General features: G+C 57.4%; 11 protein-coding genes and 2 pseudogenes. 4 read left to right on the plus strand and 9 right to left on the minus strand.

All coding sequences use genetic code 11. The features are described from left to right. Window positions 1-76: 76 nt before the first annotated feature. The 7 genes from CPJ18_RS03775 to CPJ18_RS03810 all read right to left on the minus strand — a co-directional run bounded on the left by CPJ18_RS03775 (window position 77) and on the right by CPJ18_RS03810 (window position 7925). Window positions 77-478, minus strand: a complete 402-nt coding sequence (locus CPJ18_RS03775) for an acyl-CoA thioesterase (RefSeq protein WP_103657104.1) — start codon at window positions 476-478, stop codon at window positions 77-79. 171 nt (window positions 479-649) lie between these two features. Then, window positions 650-1114, minus strand: coding sequence for an NfeD family protein (locus CPJ18_RS03780; protein ID WP_103657105.1), 465 nt, complete (start codon window positions 1112-1114; stop codon window positions 650-652). Between the two features lies 1 nt (window position 1115). Beyond that, window positions 1116-2177 carry an SPFH domain-containing protein gene (locus CPJ18_RS03785; protein WP_077106011.1) on the minus strand — a complete coding sequence of 354 codons (1062 nt, stop codon included), beginning with the start codon at window positions 2175-2177 and terminating at the stop codon, window positions 1116-1118. 44 nt (window positions 2178-2221) lie between these two features. After that, window positions 2222-3256, minus strand: a complete 1035-nt coding sequence (hemH, locus tag CPJ18_RS03790) for a ferrochelatase (RefSeq protein WP_103657106.1) — start codon at window positions 3254-3256, stop codon at window positions 2222-2224. Window positions 3257-3744: 488 nt separating this feature from the next. Next, window positions 3745-5703, minus strand: a complete 1959-nt coding sequence (locus tag CPJ18_RS03800) for a 5'-nucleotidase C-terminal domain-containing protein (protein WP_103657107.1) — start codon at window positions 5701-5703, stop codon at window positions 3745-3747. Window positions 5704-5903: 200 nt separating this feature from the next. Beyond that, complete coding sequence (gene omp10, locus CPJ18_RS03805) at window positions 5904-6275, minus strand: outer membrane lipoprotein Omp10 (protein WP_077106008.1); 372 nt, start codon at window positions 6273-6275, stop codon at window positions 5904-5906. Between the two features lie 201 nt (window positions 6276-6476). Next, complete coding sequence (locus CPJ18_RS03810) at window positions 6477-7925, minus strand: homospermidine synthase (protein ID WP_103657108.1); 1449 nt, start codon at window positions 7923-7925, stop codon at window positions 6477-6479. Between the two features lie 242 nt (window positions 7926-8167). Between CPJ18_RS03810 and CPJ18_RS03815 the strand changes: the two genes are divergently transcribed. Next, on the plus strand, window positions 8168-9079 hold the full coding sequence (locus CPJ18_RS03815) for a sensor domain-containing diguanylate cyclase (protein ID WP_077120634.1): 912 nt from the start codon (window positions 8168-8170) through the stop codon (window positions 9077-9079). A 237-nt stretch (window positions 9080-9316) separates the two neighbouring features. Here the strand turns inward: CPJ18_RS03815 and CPJ18_RS03825 are convergent, their stop codons facing one another. Together CPJ18_RS03825 and CPJ18_RS03830 are read right to left on the minus strand one after the other, a co-directional pair. After that, window positions 9317-9952 carry an aminotransferase class IV family protein gene (locus tag CPJ18_RS03825; RefSeq protein WP_103657109.1) on the minus strand — a complete coding sequence of 212 codons (636 nt, stop codon included), beginning with the start codon at window positions 9950-9952 and terminating at the stop codon, window positions 9317-9319. An 86-nt stretch (window positions 9953-10038) separates the two neighbouring features. After that, on the minus strand, window positions 10039-11883 hold the full coding sequence (locus CPJ18_RS03830; RefSeq protein WP_103657110.1) for a M3 family oligoendopeptidase: 1845 nt from the start codon (window positions 11881-11883) through the stop codon (window positions 10039-10041). 169 nt (window positions 11884-12052) lie between these two features. Here CPJ18_RS03830 and CPJ18_RS03835 point away from each other — a divergent pair. The 3 genes and pseudogenes from CPJ18_RS03835 to CPJ18_RS03840 form a co-directional block, all read left to right on the plus strand. After that, window positions 12053-13241: pseudogene (locus CPJ18_RS03835) on the plus strand (sigma-54-dependent transcriptional regulator); the annotation flags it as partial. 173 nt (window positions 13242-13414) lie between these two features. Next, window positions 13415-13615: pseudogene (locus CPJ18_RS27585) on the plus strand (helix-turn-helix domain-containing protein); the annotation flags it as partial. 207 nt (window positions 13616-13822) lie between these two features. Continuing rightward, window positions 13823-15724, plus strand: a complete 1902-nt coding sequence (locus tag CPJ18_RS03840) for a peptidoglycan L,D-endopeptidase MepK (RefSeq protein ID WP_167397825.1) — start codon at window positions 13823-13825, stop codon at window positions 15722-15724. Window positions 15725-16100: the final 376 nt, after the last annotated feature.

Below are 16100 nucleotides of genomic sequence, written 5' to 3' on the forward strand. Positions count from 1 at the left end.
GTACGGTACTTTTGTCAGATGAATTGTGTCGTCTCCTGCCTCGCATCCGTGACAGTCAGATCCTGGAGTTGGCACTCTAAGCGGTCAACGGTTCATTCCTTTGAACCGCGCGCGGGTTCCCCTCATCATCCACTGCCACCATGATGAACACGGCTTCCGTGACCTTGTCACGGGACTGTTCGGAGTAGCGCCGGGTCCAGGCTTCTATCTTGAGGGTGATGGAGGTGCGGCCGACTTTTTCGATGCGGGTGTAGACGCAGAGCGTATCGCCGATTTTGACGGGTTTCTTGAAGACGATTTCGTGGACGGCGACTGTCACGGTGCGACCGCCTGCAACGTCATTGGCGCGCACGAAAGCGGCCAAGTCCATCTGTGACATGACCCATCCGCCGAAAATATCACCTGCCGGGTTTGCGTCGGCTGGCATGGCGAGGGTGCGGAGGGTGAGTTCCATATCTGTGGGCGGCTGTAATTCCATTCTTGAAAACCTTTTCTCTAAATTCACCTGACGATACGCAAGGATGCGTACAGCATTGACAGGGAAATCAGCATTGATTTTCAGGAAGACAAGCGATGCGTCAGCCGCATGTTGTCACCAGCAGGCATGGGAAAATCGCAGGTTTTCGCGCGTTCGAGCCTACGGCGGACCTTAGCTGCCTATATTCTCGACAGTCAGTGTGCGGCCATGTGCCGACGCTATGCGTACACGTGTTCCTGCGGGCAGGTCTTCGCCCTGCACCGACCACCACGTGTCATCCAGTCTGATCCGACCCCGACCTTCGGTAATCGGCTCCTGAAGTGTGGCTGTCCGACCGATGAGGCTGGCTTCGCGTTGGTTGAGGAAAGGCTCGTCGGTGGAGTTGCGGTTCTTATGGTAGTACCGGCGGCCCAGCAGGGCGAAGGCGACCGATAGCACCGCAAACAGCAGAAGCTGGACGTGCCAGCTCCACACAGCGGTATCCCATAGCGCCAGCGATATGGCACCGATCACGAGAGCCGCAGCACCGATCCAGATCAGGAAGACGCCGGGGGCCAGAAGCTCCGCAGCGAGCAGAATGGCGGCCAGTATCCACCAGCTCCATGGGCCGAGATCGGTGACGAGTTTGGCGATCATCTCATCTCTCCGAGGACGGGCCGAACGGATTGTTGGGGATGGTCACGTTGATGGTCTGGCCTGTCGGGCGACTGGAAGACGGTGGAACGGAGCTGCGCTGTCTTGCCGGCGCGGGTGCATCAGGTGCTGCCGGACCATCGCTGTTCTTGCCGAACACTTCCTTGGCAATGGCACCGATGCCGCCAAGCGAGCCAATCAGTGCCGAAGCTTCCATCGGCATCAGCACGATCTTGGAGTTCTTTGCGGTGCCGATTGCGGCCATGGCTTCGGTGTATTTCTGTGCGATGAAGTAGTTGATGGCGTGAATGTCACCGGCGGCGATGGCTTCAGACACCATGCGGGTGGCGTTGGCTTCAGCTTCGGCCAGACGTTCGCGCGCCTCGGCATCACGGAAAGCTGCCTCGCGCTGGCCTTCGGCTTCGAGAATGGCGGATTGCTTGGCACCTTCGGCGCGCAGGATCTGCGCGTTTCTGGAGCCTTCGGCCTCGAGCACCTGTGCGCGCTTTTCGCGTTCGGCCTTCATCTGACGCGCCATGGAATCCACAAGATCCTTTGGCGGCGCGATGTCCTTGATCTCGATGCGGGTGACCTTGATGCCCCAAGGGCCAACGGCCTCATCGACCACGCGCAACAGGCGGTCATTGATGGCATCACGGTTGGACAGCAGCTCGTCCAGATCCATCGAGCCCATGACCGAGCGAATGTTGGTCATGGTCAGGTTCTGGATGGCAAATTGCAGATTGGTGATCTGGTAGGCGGCCTGGGCGGCGTTCAGCACCTGATAGAAGGCGACGGCATCTGCCGAAACGCTGGCATTATCCTTGGTGATGACTTCCTGTGTGGGAATATCCAGCACCTGTTCCATGACGTTCAGGCGCGCGCCGACACGCTCGATATAGGGCGTGAGGATGTTGAGGCCGGGCTCCATGGTTCGGGTATAGCGACCGAAGCGCTCCACCGTGTAGCGATAGCCCTGTGGCACGGTCTTGATGCCTGCAAACAGCGTCAGAATGACAAGGCCGACCGCTACAATAACAACGATATCGAAACCACTCAGATCCATCACGGCATTCTCCCAATGCTAAAACGCGGGTTCAAAAGGCTGGCTTACACCCAGCCCTGCAACTCCCGACGCACAACTTTTTCGAGAACTCTCATACCCTCGGCGCTGTCGTTGAGGCAAGGAATATGTGAAAATTTCTCGCCGCCGTTGTGGTGAAAGCTTTCGGCCGCTTCCTCGGCGATTTCTTCCAGCGTTTCCAGACAGTCGGACACGAAGCCGGGGTTCATGACCGCGATACGCTTGACGCCCTCGGTTGCCAGCCGCTCGACGGTCTTGTCGGTATAGGGCTGCAACCATTCTTCCGGCCCAAAGCGGGACTGGAAGGTGATGAGGAAGCGATCCTTATCCAGCCCCAGCCTTTCGCGCAGCAGCCGACCCGTCTTCATGCATTGGCAATGATAGGGATCGCCCTTCTTGAAATAGGATTGCGGGATACCGTGGAAGGAGGCGATGATCTTTTCCGGTTCCCAGTCCAGCGTTGCCAGATGCGATGTGACGGAATTGGCGAGCGCATCAATATAAGTTTCGTCATCGTGATAAGGTGGCACGGTGCGCAACGCCGGTTGCCACCGCTGCTTCATCAGATGCTCGAACGCCTTGTCATTGACGGTCGCCGTGGTGGCGGCGGCATATTGCGGGTAGAGCGGAAACAGCAGAATTTTCTCGCAGCCCTGTTCTTTCAGCGCATCGATGCGCTGGGCGATGCTGGGTGTGCCGTAGCGCATGCCCCAATCGACCACGACATTCGGCAAATCCTTCAGTGCATCACCCAGAAGCTGACCCTGATTGCGTGTATAGGTGCGCAAATAGCTTTCGTTCAGCTCGTTGTTCCAGATCGACTGGTAGGCCTTGCCGACCTTCTGCGGACGCTTGTTCAGCACGATGCCGTAGAGGATCGGATACCAGAACACCCGCGACCACTCGATAACGCGCTTGTCGCTCAGGAACTCCGCCAGATAACGGCGCATGGATTTGTAATCGGTACCATCAGGCGTGCCCAGATTGACCAGGAGAACGCCAACCTTGCCGAAGGTGACGCGAGGGTGGTCTGCGGGAAGTGAAGACATATCAACAGTCATGCAATCGTCCTGAAGTCTGTAAGGGGGGCGCGGGGCTCTACGTCCACGCATGTGTCATGGATCAACTTGTAGAGCATTGATCCGCCAATCTGAATTGATTTTTGATAGAACCTGCGCGGCATTTCAACGCGTCGTGATGGCTGAGCGACATATAGGTATAAGTGTAGCCATCTGAGAGCTGAATAGTGATGCAGCAGAGGTCAGTGTGCGTGGCTCACCCCCCTCTGTCCTGCCGGACATCTCCCCCACAGGTGGGGAGATCGATATGCGGCAACGCCGCAGCCATCTTTAGCGTCTGTCGTTTTAGCGATGGTCTCTCGACTTGCCGATCTCCCTCCTTGTGGGGGAGATGTCCGGCAGGACAGAGGGGGGTGAGCCACGCACACTGACCTCTGCTGGAAGCGGCAGTTAAGCTTCCGCGATCAAAATGAAGTCTTCTATCGAAGCCAGTCCACGCGAGCTGGCTTCGATAGAGTGATATCAAACAATTACTGTGCTGGTACGTTCAGTTCTTCACCAACTTCGATGTGGTTTGGACGCTTCAGCGCGTTTGCTTCGGCAATCTTCTTCCACTCGAGACCATTGCCGTATTTTTCAGCGGCAATTTTCCACAGCGAGTCACCGCGTGCAACCACGTATTTCCCAGCGGCGGCTGGTGTCGTGGCAGCGGCCGAGGTGGTGGTTGCCGGTGCCGGGGTCGCTGGTGCCGTTGCGGTTGGAGCCGGAGCAGCAGGTGGGGTGGCGGCTGGAGGCGTTGCGGTTGCAGGGGCCTGCGCCGTCGTTGCCGGGGCAGGTGTCGCAGGCTTGGCTTCCTTTGGTGGCGCAACGTAGTCGGCTGGCGTGACGTCCGCTACGCGGCCATCGAGGTAAGGCTTGTAAGGGCTGTGCGCGCCGATATAGGCGGCAACGGCATCTTCAAGGCTTGGTCCGAAGTCGTAGGGATTGATGGCCTTGGTGGCGAAGGTCTTGAAGCCATCACCGCCGGTGCGGGTGTAGTTGTTGGTCACGACGCCATAGGTCTTTTCAGGGTCGAGCTTGACGAAGGCATCGCCTTCCTTGACCTCGACGGAGACGATGCGGCTGCCGGCTGGCTTGGAGCGGTCGAAGCTGTATTTCAGGCCTGCCGTCTGCACGAAGCGGCCAGCGCCTTCTTCGATCTGGCCCGCGCCATTTTCCAGTGCTGCCAGCAGATCGACGCCCTTGATCTGGAAGGTAGCGATGGAGTTCTGGAATGGCAGAACCGTCAGCACTTCACCCATGGTCACAGGACCGGCGTCGATGGAGGCGCGCAGACCGCCACCGTTCTGGATGGCGATGGTGATGCCCTGATCCTTCACGCGGTCGAGCAGCGCGTCGGACACCAGGTTGCCCATGGTGCATTCCTTGGCGCGGCAAACTTCGCGGGAACCGTCGATGGCGGCTTCACTCGTGCCGATTTCCTTGGCTTTTACGGCTTCGAGAGGTGCTGCAAGTTCGGTAACGCGCTTGGTGAAGGCTTCGTCTGGGGTGACGGATGCGTCCAGCAGCTTCGGTGCGCCGCTGGTGGATTTGACGACGCCGTTATCATCAAAGGTAACCGTCAGGTCGCCGAGATATTTGGAATAGGCATAGGCCGTCACGATCGGCACTTCAACGCCGGAAGGGTCCTTGACCAGCGTGGGGTAGGGACCGGCGGCCTTCGGATCTGTGCTCGACAGGAGCGTGTGGCTGTGGCCGCCGACGATGACGTCGATACCATCCACCGAGCGCGCGATTTCCTGATCCTTGACGTAGCCGACATGCGAGAGAACAACGATCTTGTTGACGCCCTGATCCTGGATTTCCTTGACGGCACCCTTCAGATATTCGATCTCGTCTTCAAACGTGACCTTGTCGCCGGGCGACGAAGTTTCGTTGGTGTCCGTAGCAAGCACGGAAACAACGGCAACCTTCTGGCCGCCCATTTCCTTGATGATGTAGCCCTTGAACTTGTCCTTCAGCTCCGAGCCGTCGGCGATCTTGGTGTTGCCGGAGATGATTGGGAATTTCACGGCGTTGATGAGCTTGAGCAGTTCAGCCGGGCCGTCATCGAATTCGTGGTTGCCGATGGCCATGGCGTCGAAGCCGATGCCGTTCATGAATTCGGCAACGGGGCCACTCTTATACTGTGTGTAGAACAGCGAGCCCTGAAACTGGTCGCCAGCATCCAGCACGAGAATGTTGGCATTGGCACCCAACTCGGTGCGGCGAGCGTCGATGGCGCTTTTCACACGGGCGATACCGCCGAAGCATTCCTTCTTGTCGGCTTCTGCCGTGGAGCAGGTGGAGTCGGATTTGTTGATCGCTTCGATACGCGAATGCAGATCGTTGATGTGGAGAATATTGAGTTGGTAATCGGCCAGAGCCGCACCAGCGGAAAGCGAAACGACCGATGCGGTCATCAGGCCAAATCTCAAAATCCTGTTCATCGTTCTATCTCTCCTGTTTAAGCAAAAAGCTGAAGGGCTCGTCCCTGCCATCATAGCTATTCTGAAAATGTGTCAGCCGTTCAAAGGTGATGTTTTCACCTCGCGGCATCTGCCGCAAGTAGAATTATGACAGAGTTGCACAAATAAAAACGCGCGCTACACGCGCGCGTTGAAATTAAACATGGAGAAGGTAAGGGCGATCAGCCCTGACGCGTCAGTGTGAACTGGCCGTTGGTATCGGTCGTGCAGTTCAGCTGTCCGCGGGAAATGAGTGCGCAATTGACGCGCGACTGGGTGTTGCGCACCAGCGACGTCATGTTGATCTCATACAATGTTGGCGACAGCGTAACATAGGTGCCGGATGCCAGCAGGGTGTTGCTATCCGTGGAGCGGGTGGAGAATGCGCCCGCTTGGAATGTCGAGACGATACCGTTCTTGTCGACCCAGCGACCATCGACGGCCGGACCTTGCGGCATGGCGGAGGCCATGGGGCGTGGGGAGGGTGCGGAAGGAGCGCATGAAGAGGCAGCAATTGCGGCCAGAACCAAGGCTGCGCCTGTCTTGAAATTCATCTCTTTCGTCTCCTGCTATGCGTGTCGATCTCGATGAAAAGATCATGGATGGAAGTTGACCTTATTGCAAGCGAACGAAGGTCGCTATGCACGGGTTCCCGGCGGTTTCGACAAAATAGAAAGCGTTGCAAAACTGCACTAGGACGAAAGGCCCCGATGTTTGAAAATCGAGGCCCTATGTCATTTTCCAGTTCGGCAAACTCAGCCACGCACGAGAATGTTGCGGAACTGCCATGGGTCGTTCGCGTCGATGTCATCAGGGAAGAGGCCGGGCCTGCCATCCAGTGGCGTCCAATCGGTATAGTGGCCTTCCACGGCACCGAGATAGCGCCGCTGGATATTGAGGCAGCGGCGATAATCCACCTCATCAGCCTCGACGATGCCAGCATGCGGATTTTCCAGAGCCCAGACCATGCCTGATAGCACGGCGGAACTGACCTGAAGTCCGGTGGCGTTCTGCTCCGGGGCAAGCTTGCGCGCTTCTTCTAGTGTCAGGCGCGAGCCATACCAGTAGGCGTTCTTTTCATGGCCGTAGAGCAGCACGCCGAGTTCATCCGAACCGTCGGTCAACTCGTCTTCGGTCAGGACATGCTGAACGGGCTGGGCCGTGCCACCATTTCCGAACATTTCATACAGCGACAGCACGGCGTCGTTGCATGGGTGGTAAGCATAGTGGCAGGTGGGGCGGAAATCGATATGGCCGCGCTTGTCGCGCACGGTGAAATAATCCGAGATCGAAATCGCCTCGTTGTGCGTCACCAGCAAGCCGTACTGGGCTCCCAGCGTGGGGCACCATGTCCGCACGCGGGTTGTGGCACCCGGCTGGTCGAGGAAGATGGCGGCTTTGCTACCCTTTTTCTGCTTTTTCGCATTTTTCGGCATCCACTTTTCGTGGCTGCCCCAACCCAGTTCCGCCGGCTGCATGCCTTCGGCGATGAAGCCTTCGACGGACCACGTGTTCCAGAATGTGTTGAAGGGTTTCGGTTCCTTGGCGCGCTGTGTGTCGCGCTCGGCAATGTGGACGCCCTTGACGCCGAGTGTCTGCATCAGCCGTGCCCAACCTTCACGGTCGTTGGCCGCAGGTTCTTCGAATTCCAGGCCTGTGTCCTTGGCCAGATTGACGAGCGCCTGTTTGACGAACCACGAAACCATGCCAGGATTTGCACCGCAGGTAGAAACGGCGGTCGTGCCGCCGGGGCGCTTGGCCTTTTCCTTCAGCATCGTTTCGCGCAGCGTATAATTCGTGCGGGCGGAATTGTCGGCATCCGTATCGAAATAGAAGCCCGGCCATGGCTCGACCACCGTGTCGATGTAGAGCATTCCATATTTGCGGCAGAGTTTCATCAGATCGACTGAGGAGGCATCGACCGACAGGTTGACGCAAAAGCCTTGGCCCTCGACACCCTTGACCAGAGGCTTCATCACATCCTTGTAATTTTCCTTGGTCAGATGTGTGCGGATATGGCGGATGTTGCGGCTTTGCAGATAGTCGGCAATGTCTTCTCGCGGGTCGATGACGACCAGCCGCGACATATCAAATTTGAAATGCCGTTCTATCAACGGAAGCGTACCGCGCCCGATTGAGCCGAAACCGATCATGATGATGGGACCGGTAATTTCGCCGTAAATCGGGTGTTCAACATCCGTCATTCTAAATTTCCTCTTTAAATGCAATGTCTAAGCTAGATGATTAGACTGTAACAATAAAGGGTAGCCGGATGACGGGCGTATGAAGACTGCGAGAAAGGTAAACCGATCAACCCCGGTTTCTCATGAAATCATCGATATAGCTTCGTACTACGCATTTTCTGGCCATCGATTATACTGAGACCGGGTACAGGTGTTTTCAACTCCGACAGAGGGCAATTATTGTGCGTCAGGAGACTGCCAATTTGGATAGTCTGATTGAGCGCGTCATCGCGCTACAGGATATGACGCCCGTTTTTATTGCCCTTTACGATACGGAAGACAGGCTCCGCCACGCCAACCGCTCCTTTCGTGAAGCCTTCAACGTAAAAAGTGACGTCTTTCCCACCTGGGGCGAACTGCTGCGGGCGAATTATTGCGACAAAAAAGGCCTCATCATCACCACCGATGATTTTGGAGCATGGCTTTTGTCGGCACAATCGCGCCGGGGCAAGCTTCCGTTTCGGGGGCTGGAGCTGGATCTGCATGATGGTCGCTGGATCTGGATGACGGAAACCGTGCAGGAAGACGGCTGGATGCTGTGCGTAGGCAGCGATATTACGGAACTGAAACAACAGAACCAGCGGAGCCTGCGTCAGGATCGCGACCTTGCGATGCGCGCTGCCCAGACTGACGAATTGACCGGAACCGCCAATCGCCGTTTTGTGTTCGCTAAGCTGGGCGTTCAGATCGATAACGTCCAGAAGGGCATCGAAAGTCCCTTTGGCCTGTGCGTGATGGACATCGATTTCTTCAAAGGCATCAATGACCGTTTCGGCCATCAGGGCGGCGATGCCGTTCTGCGTGATTTCGTCAAAATCGCCCATTCCACGATCCGTCGTTCCGATTGCTTCGGGCGCGTCGGCGGCGAAGAGTTTATGCTCATCATGCCACGTACGATATTGTCGGAGTGCGTCGGCATCGTCGAGCGGCTGTTAAAGAATGTCAGCGCTTCCAGTCCCTTCCCGGGGGTGGACGATTTTTCCTATGGCTGTTCCGCAGGACTTGCGCTTTATCAGCCGGGTGAAAGCGGCAGCGATCTCTATCAACGCGCCGACCGCGCGCTTTATGCGGCCAAGCAGAAAGGCCGCGCGCGGGTGGAGTGGTTGTTGGAGTAGATGGTCGGCCTCGCGATTACATATTAGAATGCGGCGGGTGTGGCTTACCCCCCTCTGTCCTGCCGGACATCTCCCCCACAGGTGGGGAGATCGACTCGTGATAAGGTCTCGCCCATCTTTAACGCTGCAGATAGAGCGTTGAGCAAGCGTCTAGCCAATCTCCCTCCTTGTGGGGGAGATGCCCGGCAGGGCAGAGGGGGGTAAGTCACACCCGCCATCGCCCCATAAAAGCCGAATTCAAACCAGTTCCGCCGCCACCAAGCCATGCAGCGAGTTGCCCACAAACAGCTTGCGGCCCTTCAGATCATCCGGCCTCAGTGCCTGCCCACGCGCCCTACGTTCCCGAATGAGGTCGGCGCGCAAGACGCCTGGCAGAATGCCGCTGTCGAGCGGTGGGGTCAGCAATTGCCCTTCAGCACCCTCCACGAAAATGCTGGTGGTGGAGCCTTCGCAGATTTCTCCGCGCTCGTTCAAAAGCAGAACCTCATCCGCATCCTTGGTCGAAAATTCGGCGCGGGCGGCATCGTAGGGTTCGCGACGGGAGGATTTGTGGCGGTAGAAGGTATCAGCGGAATCGAGACGGGTCTTTTCCGCGATACGGACGCGCCAGATAGCGTCGGCTTGCAGGGGCACGAAGGGTTCGGCAGCAATATCAAGCTCGCCCTTGTAGTTCATAACGACACGCACGGTTAGCGGTGCGGTGCCACTGACGGCCGCGTTGAGCGCTTTGACTGTGTCCGCGGGTGCGCGAAAGCCCAGCGCATCGGCAGAGCGTAGCAGACGGCGCAGATGTTGTTCCAGCCGCCGAAAACCGGTGTCGGGTTCCCAGCGCAGCGTTTCCCTCAAGGTCAGGTCAGCCGGTTTGCGTTTCATGATCTGCGTCCGTGATGCGGTTTACGTAAGGTAAGGCATAAAAACCGACGAAGCTTGCCCGAAATGGGTGCTTCGTCGGTTTCTCCCTACTCTTTGTCCAGCGCTTCCAGCTCGTCTATCAAGCCTTCGATCATCGAAAGACCCTTGTTCCAGAAAGACGGATCGGTTGCATCGAGACCGAAAGGCTTCAACAGTTCGGAATGGTGCTTGGTACCGCCAGCCTTCAGCAACTCGAAATATTTGTCCTGAAAACCTGTGTCCGCATTCTGGTAGACGGCATAGAGCGAGTTGACGAGGCAATCGCCAAACGCATAGGCGTAGACATAGAAAGGCGAGTGGATGAAATGGGGAACGTAGGTCCACCAGTTCTCATAGCCTTCGGAAATCTTGATGGCCGGTCCAAGACTTTCCTCTTGTACGGAAAGCCAGAGTTCGCCGATCTGTTCTGCCGTCAGTTCACCGTCCTTGCGGGCGGTGTGGACCTTGCGTTCGAATTCGTAAAACGCGATCTGGCGCACGACCGTGTTGATCATGTCCTCTACTTTGCGGGCCAGCATGTCCTTGCGTTCGCGTTTGTCTTTCGTACCATCCAAGAGCTTGCGGAAGGTTAGCATTTCACCGAAGACCGATGCCGTCTCGGCCAAGGTTAGCGGCGTGGCGCACATCAGGGCACCCTGTCCACCGGCCAATACCTGGTGCACGCCGTGGCCCAGCTCATGCGCCAGTGTCATCACGTCGCGTGGTTTGCCGAGGTAGTTGACCAGCACGTAAGGGTGCGCGGATGGCACGGTTGGGTGGGCGAAAGCGCCGGGGGCCTTGCCGGGGCGGGCCGGGGCGTCGATCCATTCTTCATCGAAGAAGCGGCGGGCAATGTCGGCCATCTCAGGCGCGAAATCGCCATAGGCGGAAAGCACCGTTTCCTTGGCGTCTTCCCAGGGAATGATGGCGTTGGAGCTATCGGGCAGGGGCGCGTTGCGGTCCCAATAGTTCATCTGCTCCATGCCCAGCCATTTCGCCTTCATCTTGTAATAGCGATGGGACAGGCGTGGATAGGCTTCGGTTACGGCCTTCGCCAGCGCGTCGACCACCTCGCGCTCCACCCGGTTTGCCAGATGGCGGCTATCGGCGATGTCTTTGAAATTGCGCCAGCGATCGGCGATTTCCCGGTCCTTGGACAGCGTGTTGGTAATCAGCGTGAAGACGCGCAGATTGTCCTTGAAGGTGGCGCTCAGCGCCTCCGCCGCCTTTTTGCGGATTTCGGGGTCGGGCTCTTGAAGTAGGTTGAGGGTGCGTTCCAAAGCGAGGCTTTCACCATCCACGATGAAGCGCAGGTCCGACATGGTTTCATCGAACAGGCGGTTGAAGGCGGCGGCGCTGGTCATCGACTTTTCGAGAAACAGCTGTTCCAGCTTGTCGTCCAATTGGTGAGGCTTGTCCTTACGCAGGTCCACCAGCCACGGTTTGTAATGGCCAGCCAGCGGATCGTTCGCCATGGCAGCGTCGATGGTCGCGTCATCGATGCGATTGAGTTCCAGCGCGAAGAACAGCAGGTGCGACGACATATCGGTCAGCTTCGACTGCGCATCGCCGTAAAGCTTGCCATTTGCGGGATTGGATGTGTCGGAAAAATATGTAAGCCCGGCAAACGAGCCGATACGGCCGAGAAGATCTTCCAGCGCTTCGTATTCCTTCAGCGCAGCACCGAGACCCTCGTTGCCGGAGAGCTTTGCCGCCGCCTCAAGCTTGCCCTTCCACTTTACCTCAAACGCCTTCGCATCGCTGGCGGCCTTTTCCAGCGCGCTCTTGTATTCCGGTGAATCTGCGGATGCATAGAGATCGGAAAGTTTCCATGTCGGGAGGTCGCCGAGGGCTGCGCTTGCTGCTTCTGCGGTGGAAAAAGCGGGCAGCGGGATCGATGTCTTGAAGGTCATTCTTGGTTTCCTCTTTATCTCTGCACCAAAGCATATGGGCGCCACTGTTTCCCGTGGCAATGCATAAAATGCAAGCTAATCTCAAAACCCGATGTTCAAGCCTTCCATGTCACATTCGGTTCAAAGGCCTGCATGAAGCAGGTCCATAAACCGGAAACCGGAGCCTGACATGACAGCGCAAGTACTCGTTATCGATGACGATCCAGTTCAGCGCCGCCTGCTTAAACAAGCGGTGGAGCGTTATGGACATCAGCCAATCCTTGCTGAAAACGGCCGGGTAGGGCTGGAGCTTTTGAAACAGCACAGTGGCGATATCAGCGTTATCGTTCTTGATCTCATGATGCCGGAGATGGACGGTCTGTCCTTCCTCAAGGCCGTCGGGGAACTGGGAACGGACGTGCCCGTCATCGTGCAGACGGGGCAGGGCGGCATCGATACGGTTGTGCAGGCCATGCGCGCCGGTGCCTTCGACTTCGTGGTCAAGCCGGTATCGCCGGAACGCATCGGTTCAGCCATCGCTAACGCCCTGAAGCTCGATCAGCGTGAAGCCAAGGCTCGCACCGGCAAGCGCTCGCGCAATCAGGCTGTGAATTTCACCGATATCGTATCCGCCAGCCCAGCCATGCTGCGTGTCATCGAACTGGCGCAGCGTGCAGCGCAGTCCAATATTCCCGTCGTGCTGGAAGGCGAGTCCGGCGTTGGCAAGGAAATGATTGCCCGCGCCATTCAGTCCGGTAGCGACCGAGCTGGTAAACCTTTCATCACCGTCAATTGCGGTGCCATTCCGCACAATCTGGTGGAAAGCATTCTTTTCGGCCATGAAAAAGGTGCCTTCACGGGTGCCACCGAAAAGCACATCGGCAAATTTATGGAAGCCGATGGCGGCACCTTGTTCCTGGACGAGATCGGCGATCTGCCGCTGGAAGTGCAGGTCAAGCTTCTGCGCGCCGTGCAGCAGGGCGAAATCGAAACCGTTGGGTCCGCCCGCGTCCAGAAGGTCAATGTGCGGCTGATTTCGGCCACCAACAAGGACCTGATCGAAGAGGTAAAGGAAGGCCGCTTCCGCGAAGACCTTTATTATCGCCTCAACGTGTTCCCCATCACCATTCCGGCATTGCGCCGCCGTAAGGAAGACATTCCTTATCTCGCGCGCGTGTTTGCCGAGCGATTTTCCGTCGAACAGAAATTGCCGCACTCGCTGAGCGTCAGTGCCGGAGCGCTCGCCCTGCTGACCGCTTATGACTGGCCAGGCAACATCCGCCAGCTCGAAAATGCGGTTTTCCGCTCTGTCGTTCTGGCCCAAGGGGATGAACTCACCGAAGCCGATTTCCCACAGATCGCGCTGCAAGTACCGGAATTTGCGGGTGACGTCGGCGACCACGACATTCCGCATCGCCCGACCGAGCGTTCGCTTCTGGTTGCGTCACCGCCGGCAGACGTCAGAACCAATGCTGCCGAAATCATGTCTGTGATGGAAGCGATGGCGACGGATGAAGACCGTTCTTCGTCGGCCGTCTTTCCGGGCGGTAGCCTGATTGCCAGTACGGATAATAGCGGCGATGTGCGCAAGATAGCCGATATCGAAGAGGAACTGATCCGGTTTGCGCTGCGATTCTATCGTGGTCAGATGAGCCAGGTTGCCCGTAAACTCGGCATCGGACGCTCCACACTATACCGTAAGTTGAAAGATTATGGCATTGATCCTGATAATCCGCTGCGTGACGCCGCTTAACCGCGGCGGAGCCTTCTTAGATTAGCAAATGCAATATTTGTTAACTCCTGGGCAAGGATATTCACTTACGGTCTATAAACCTCTTGTTAGTATCGCATTCACTATATAGAGGATGAATGTCCATGTGTGGCAAAATTGCCATCGTGTGACCGTATTTGAGGTTCATGTGGGGCAATGTGACGAATTGTCTGCCAGGCGGGGATCAAATTGCCTAATCTGCATCGGAATATCGCGCTCTCGGGCAAGATAGCGCGCGGCTTGATCAAAACGATCTGCACGAAGCTGTCGGCACGCGTGGTGACATGCATGTGCATCATGATGGCTGCTTTGCCCGCTCTTGGCGTTTCGGCGACGGAAGCTGCCGCCGAAACACGCAGTCTCAAGCTCTATTATATTCACACCAAAGAAAAAGCCGTCATCACGTTCAAGAGAAACGGCAAGTACGACCAGAAGGGTCTACAGGAGCTGAACCGCTTCCTGCGCGACTGGCGTCGTAACCAGCCGACGAAGATGGACCCGCGCCTGTTCGATCTGGTGTGGGAAGTCTATCGTCGTTCCGGCGGCACGGATTATATCAATGTGGTCTCGGCTTTCCGTTCGCCTGAGACAAACGGCATGCTGCGTTCGCGCACCAAGGGTGTTGCCAAGAGCAGCCAGCATACGCTTGGCAAGGCCATGGATTTCTACATCCCCGGCGTCAAGCTTGCCCGCCTGCGCGAAATCGCCATGCAGATGCAGATCGGCGGCGTTGGCTTCTATCCGACGTCCGGTTCTCCGTTCGTGCACCTCGACGTTGGCAATGTGCGTGCCTGGCCACGCATGAGCCGTCAGGAACTCGTGCGTATTTTCCCGCAGGGCAACACCATTCACCTTCCAGCCGATGGCAAGCCATTGCCGGGCTATGAGCAGGCGATGGTCGATTATAAAAGACGCGTAAGCTCTTCGTCCGTTCAGGTTGCCAGCACCGCAGGTGCAGGCCCTGCCGGTTCTTCATCCGGTGGCAAGCGCAAGACGCTACTGGCCGCGCTCTTTGGTGGCGGGGATGAAGACGAAGATGCCGAAAGCATTGCAACGCCGCAGCCCGCATCGCGCTCTTCGGCTCCAGCACCGGTGGCTCAGGAAGCTGACGAGGAAGCACCTGCTGCATCAGTTGCCGTTGCATCCGCAACGCAGGCTCCTGCTGTTGCCGACGCACCGTTGCCAACAGCTCGTCCGGCATTCCGCAATGACGCAGGTCAGACAGGACTTGCCACGGCGCTTTATTCGCCAAACCGCAATGCTGCACAGGACGCGCTTCAGGCTGCAACCCTGCCGACCCCGACAGCTGCACCGGCTGAGCAGCAATTTGCCGACTTGGCGCAATATTCCATCCCTGTGCCGACCCTGCTTGGGCCGCGCCGCATGAAGGGTGATGCCGATGGCTCCGTGATGACGGCATCGCTTGGCTCTGAAGATATGCCCGGTGACGTATTGGCCGCACATGTACCGGTGCCGGCAAATCGCCCAGCTGTCGCAGAAGCGCTTCTCGCTTCCGCCAATGCCAATGTGGATGGTCAGGAAGACGAAGCCGATACACAGCAGGCGAGCCTTTCGCCGGTCGTCGTCGCGGCGCTTGAACAAAGCGGTCAGGACGCGCGCTCCGCCATTACGGCAACTGCCATGCCGAGTGCGGCGCAGTTCCCTGCCGCCATCAACCGCACCGTTTCCGCGCAGCCTGCCGCCAAGCCTGTTCAGGCGGCGAAGGCCGAGCCAGCGGCTGCGACACGTGACGAGCAAGCTTACGGCGATGCATTCGACGTGAAGCCCCGTGGCAACAATAGCGGTCTCACCGCTGGTCTGCCGACAAAGGGTGCGCGCCCCAGCAAGCAGGATGCCGCCGTGTCTGAAAAAGCCATGGTCAGCGGTGGACGTCTGACGCAGGAAGCAATCTCGGATTGGGCGCTGAGCCAGGACAAGGGTGTCACGGGCCGTGCGGTCAAGGCTCCACGCGTCGTCAACAACCGGATGCTCAGCCACGACATGTCTGCATCTGCGGCCACCGCAAGCTTCCGTCCAGGCGCTGCCGCCATCGACTCCAGCCGCTTCAGCACACCGTTCAAGATGCCTTGAGGCAGTTTGTGAGAGCGTTCTGAATCTCTATTGCCGCCCCGTTATCCTATGAAGATGATGGGGCGGTTTTTGTTTAAATTGCTCAAGGGTTGCATCTTTTTACGGCCTAATGCTTTAAGGCGAGCTTGACGTGTGTTAACCACGCTGTTACTCTGCCGATCAGTAATATCGATTGTCGTTCTAGTAGTTTTGAGTAGAAGATAATTATTGTACGAGACATTATTTGTCTTGTGGCGCAGAGGCAGAGTTCCTGATGGATATCTGCTTGCATGAAGCACATTCAATGCGCCGGTTCTCGCGAGCCATGTTCCTGAAAAATCGCTGTTTGCGTAACGTGTTCTTTGGTGTTTGCCGTTCGGCTTTCACCGGACCTGTT

This window comes from Agrobacterium rosae (genome assembly GCF_002915175.1).
Lineage (GTDB): Bacteria > Pseudomonadota > Alphaproteobacteria > Rhizobiales > Rhizobiaceae > Agrobacterium > Agrobacterium rosae.

What these genes read in the sequence shown, in the direction of transcription:
- CPJ18_RS03775 (WP_103657104.1), bottom strand. Translation starts at nt 478, where the DNA reads ATGGAATTACAGCCGCCCACAGATATGGAACTCACCCTCCGCACCCTC.
- CPJ18_RS03810 (WP_103657108.1), bottom strand. Translation starts at nt 7,925, where the DNA reads ATGACGGATGTTGAACACCCGATTTACGGCGAAATTACCGGTCCCATC.
- CPJ18_RS03825 (WP_103657109.1), bottom strand. Translation starts at nt 9,952, where the DNA reads ATGAAACGCAAACCGGCTGACCTGACCTTGAGGGAAACGCTGCGCTGG.
- CPJ18_RS03800 (WP_103657107.1), bottom strand. Translation starts at nt 5,703, where the DNA reads ATGAACAGGATTTTGAGATTTGGCCTGATGACCGCATCGGTCGTTTCG.
- CPJ18_RS03785 (WP_077106011.1), bottom strand. Translation starts at nt 2,177, where the DNA reads ATGGATCTGAGTGGTTTCGATATCGTTGTTATTGTAGCGGTCGGCCTT.
- CPJ18_RS03780 (WP_103657105.1), bottom strand. Translation starts at nt 1,114, where the DNA reads ATGATCGCCAAACTCGTCACCGATCTCGGCCCATGGAGCTGGTGGATA.
- hemH (WP_103657106.1), bottom strand. Translation starts at nt 3,256, where the DNA reads ATGACTGTTGATATGTCTTCACTTCCCGCAGACCACCCTCGCGTCACC.
- omp10 (WP_077106008.1), bottom strand. Translation starts at nt 6,275, where the DNA reads ATGAATTTCAAGACAGGCGCAGCCTTGGTTCTGGCCGCAATTGCTGCC.
- CPJ18_RS03830 (WP_103657110.1), bottom strand. Translation starts at nt 11,883, where the DNA reads ATGACCTTCAAGACATCGATCCCGCTGCCCGCTTTTTCCACCGCAGAA.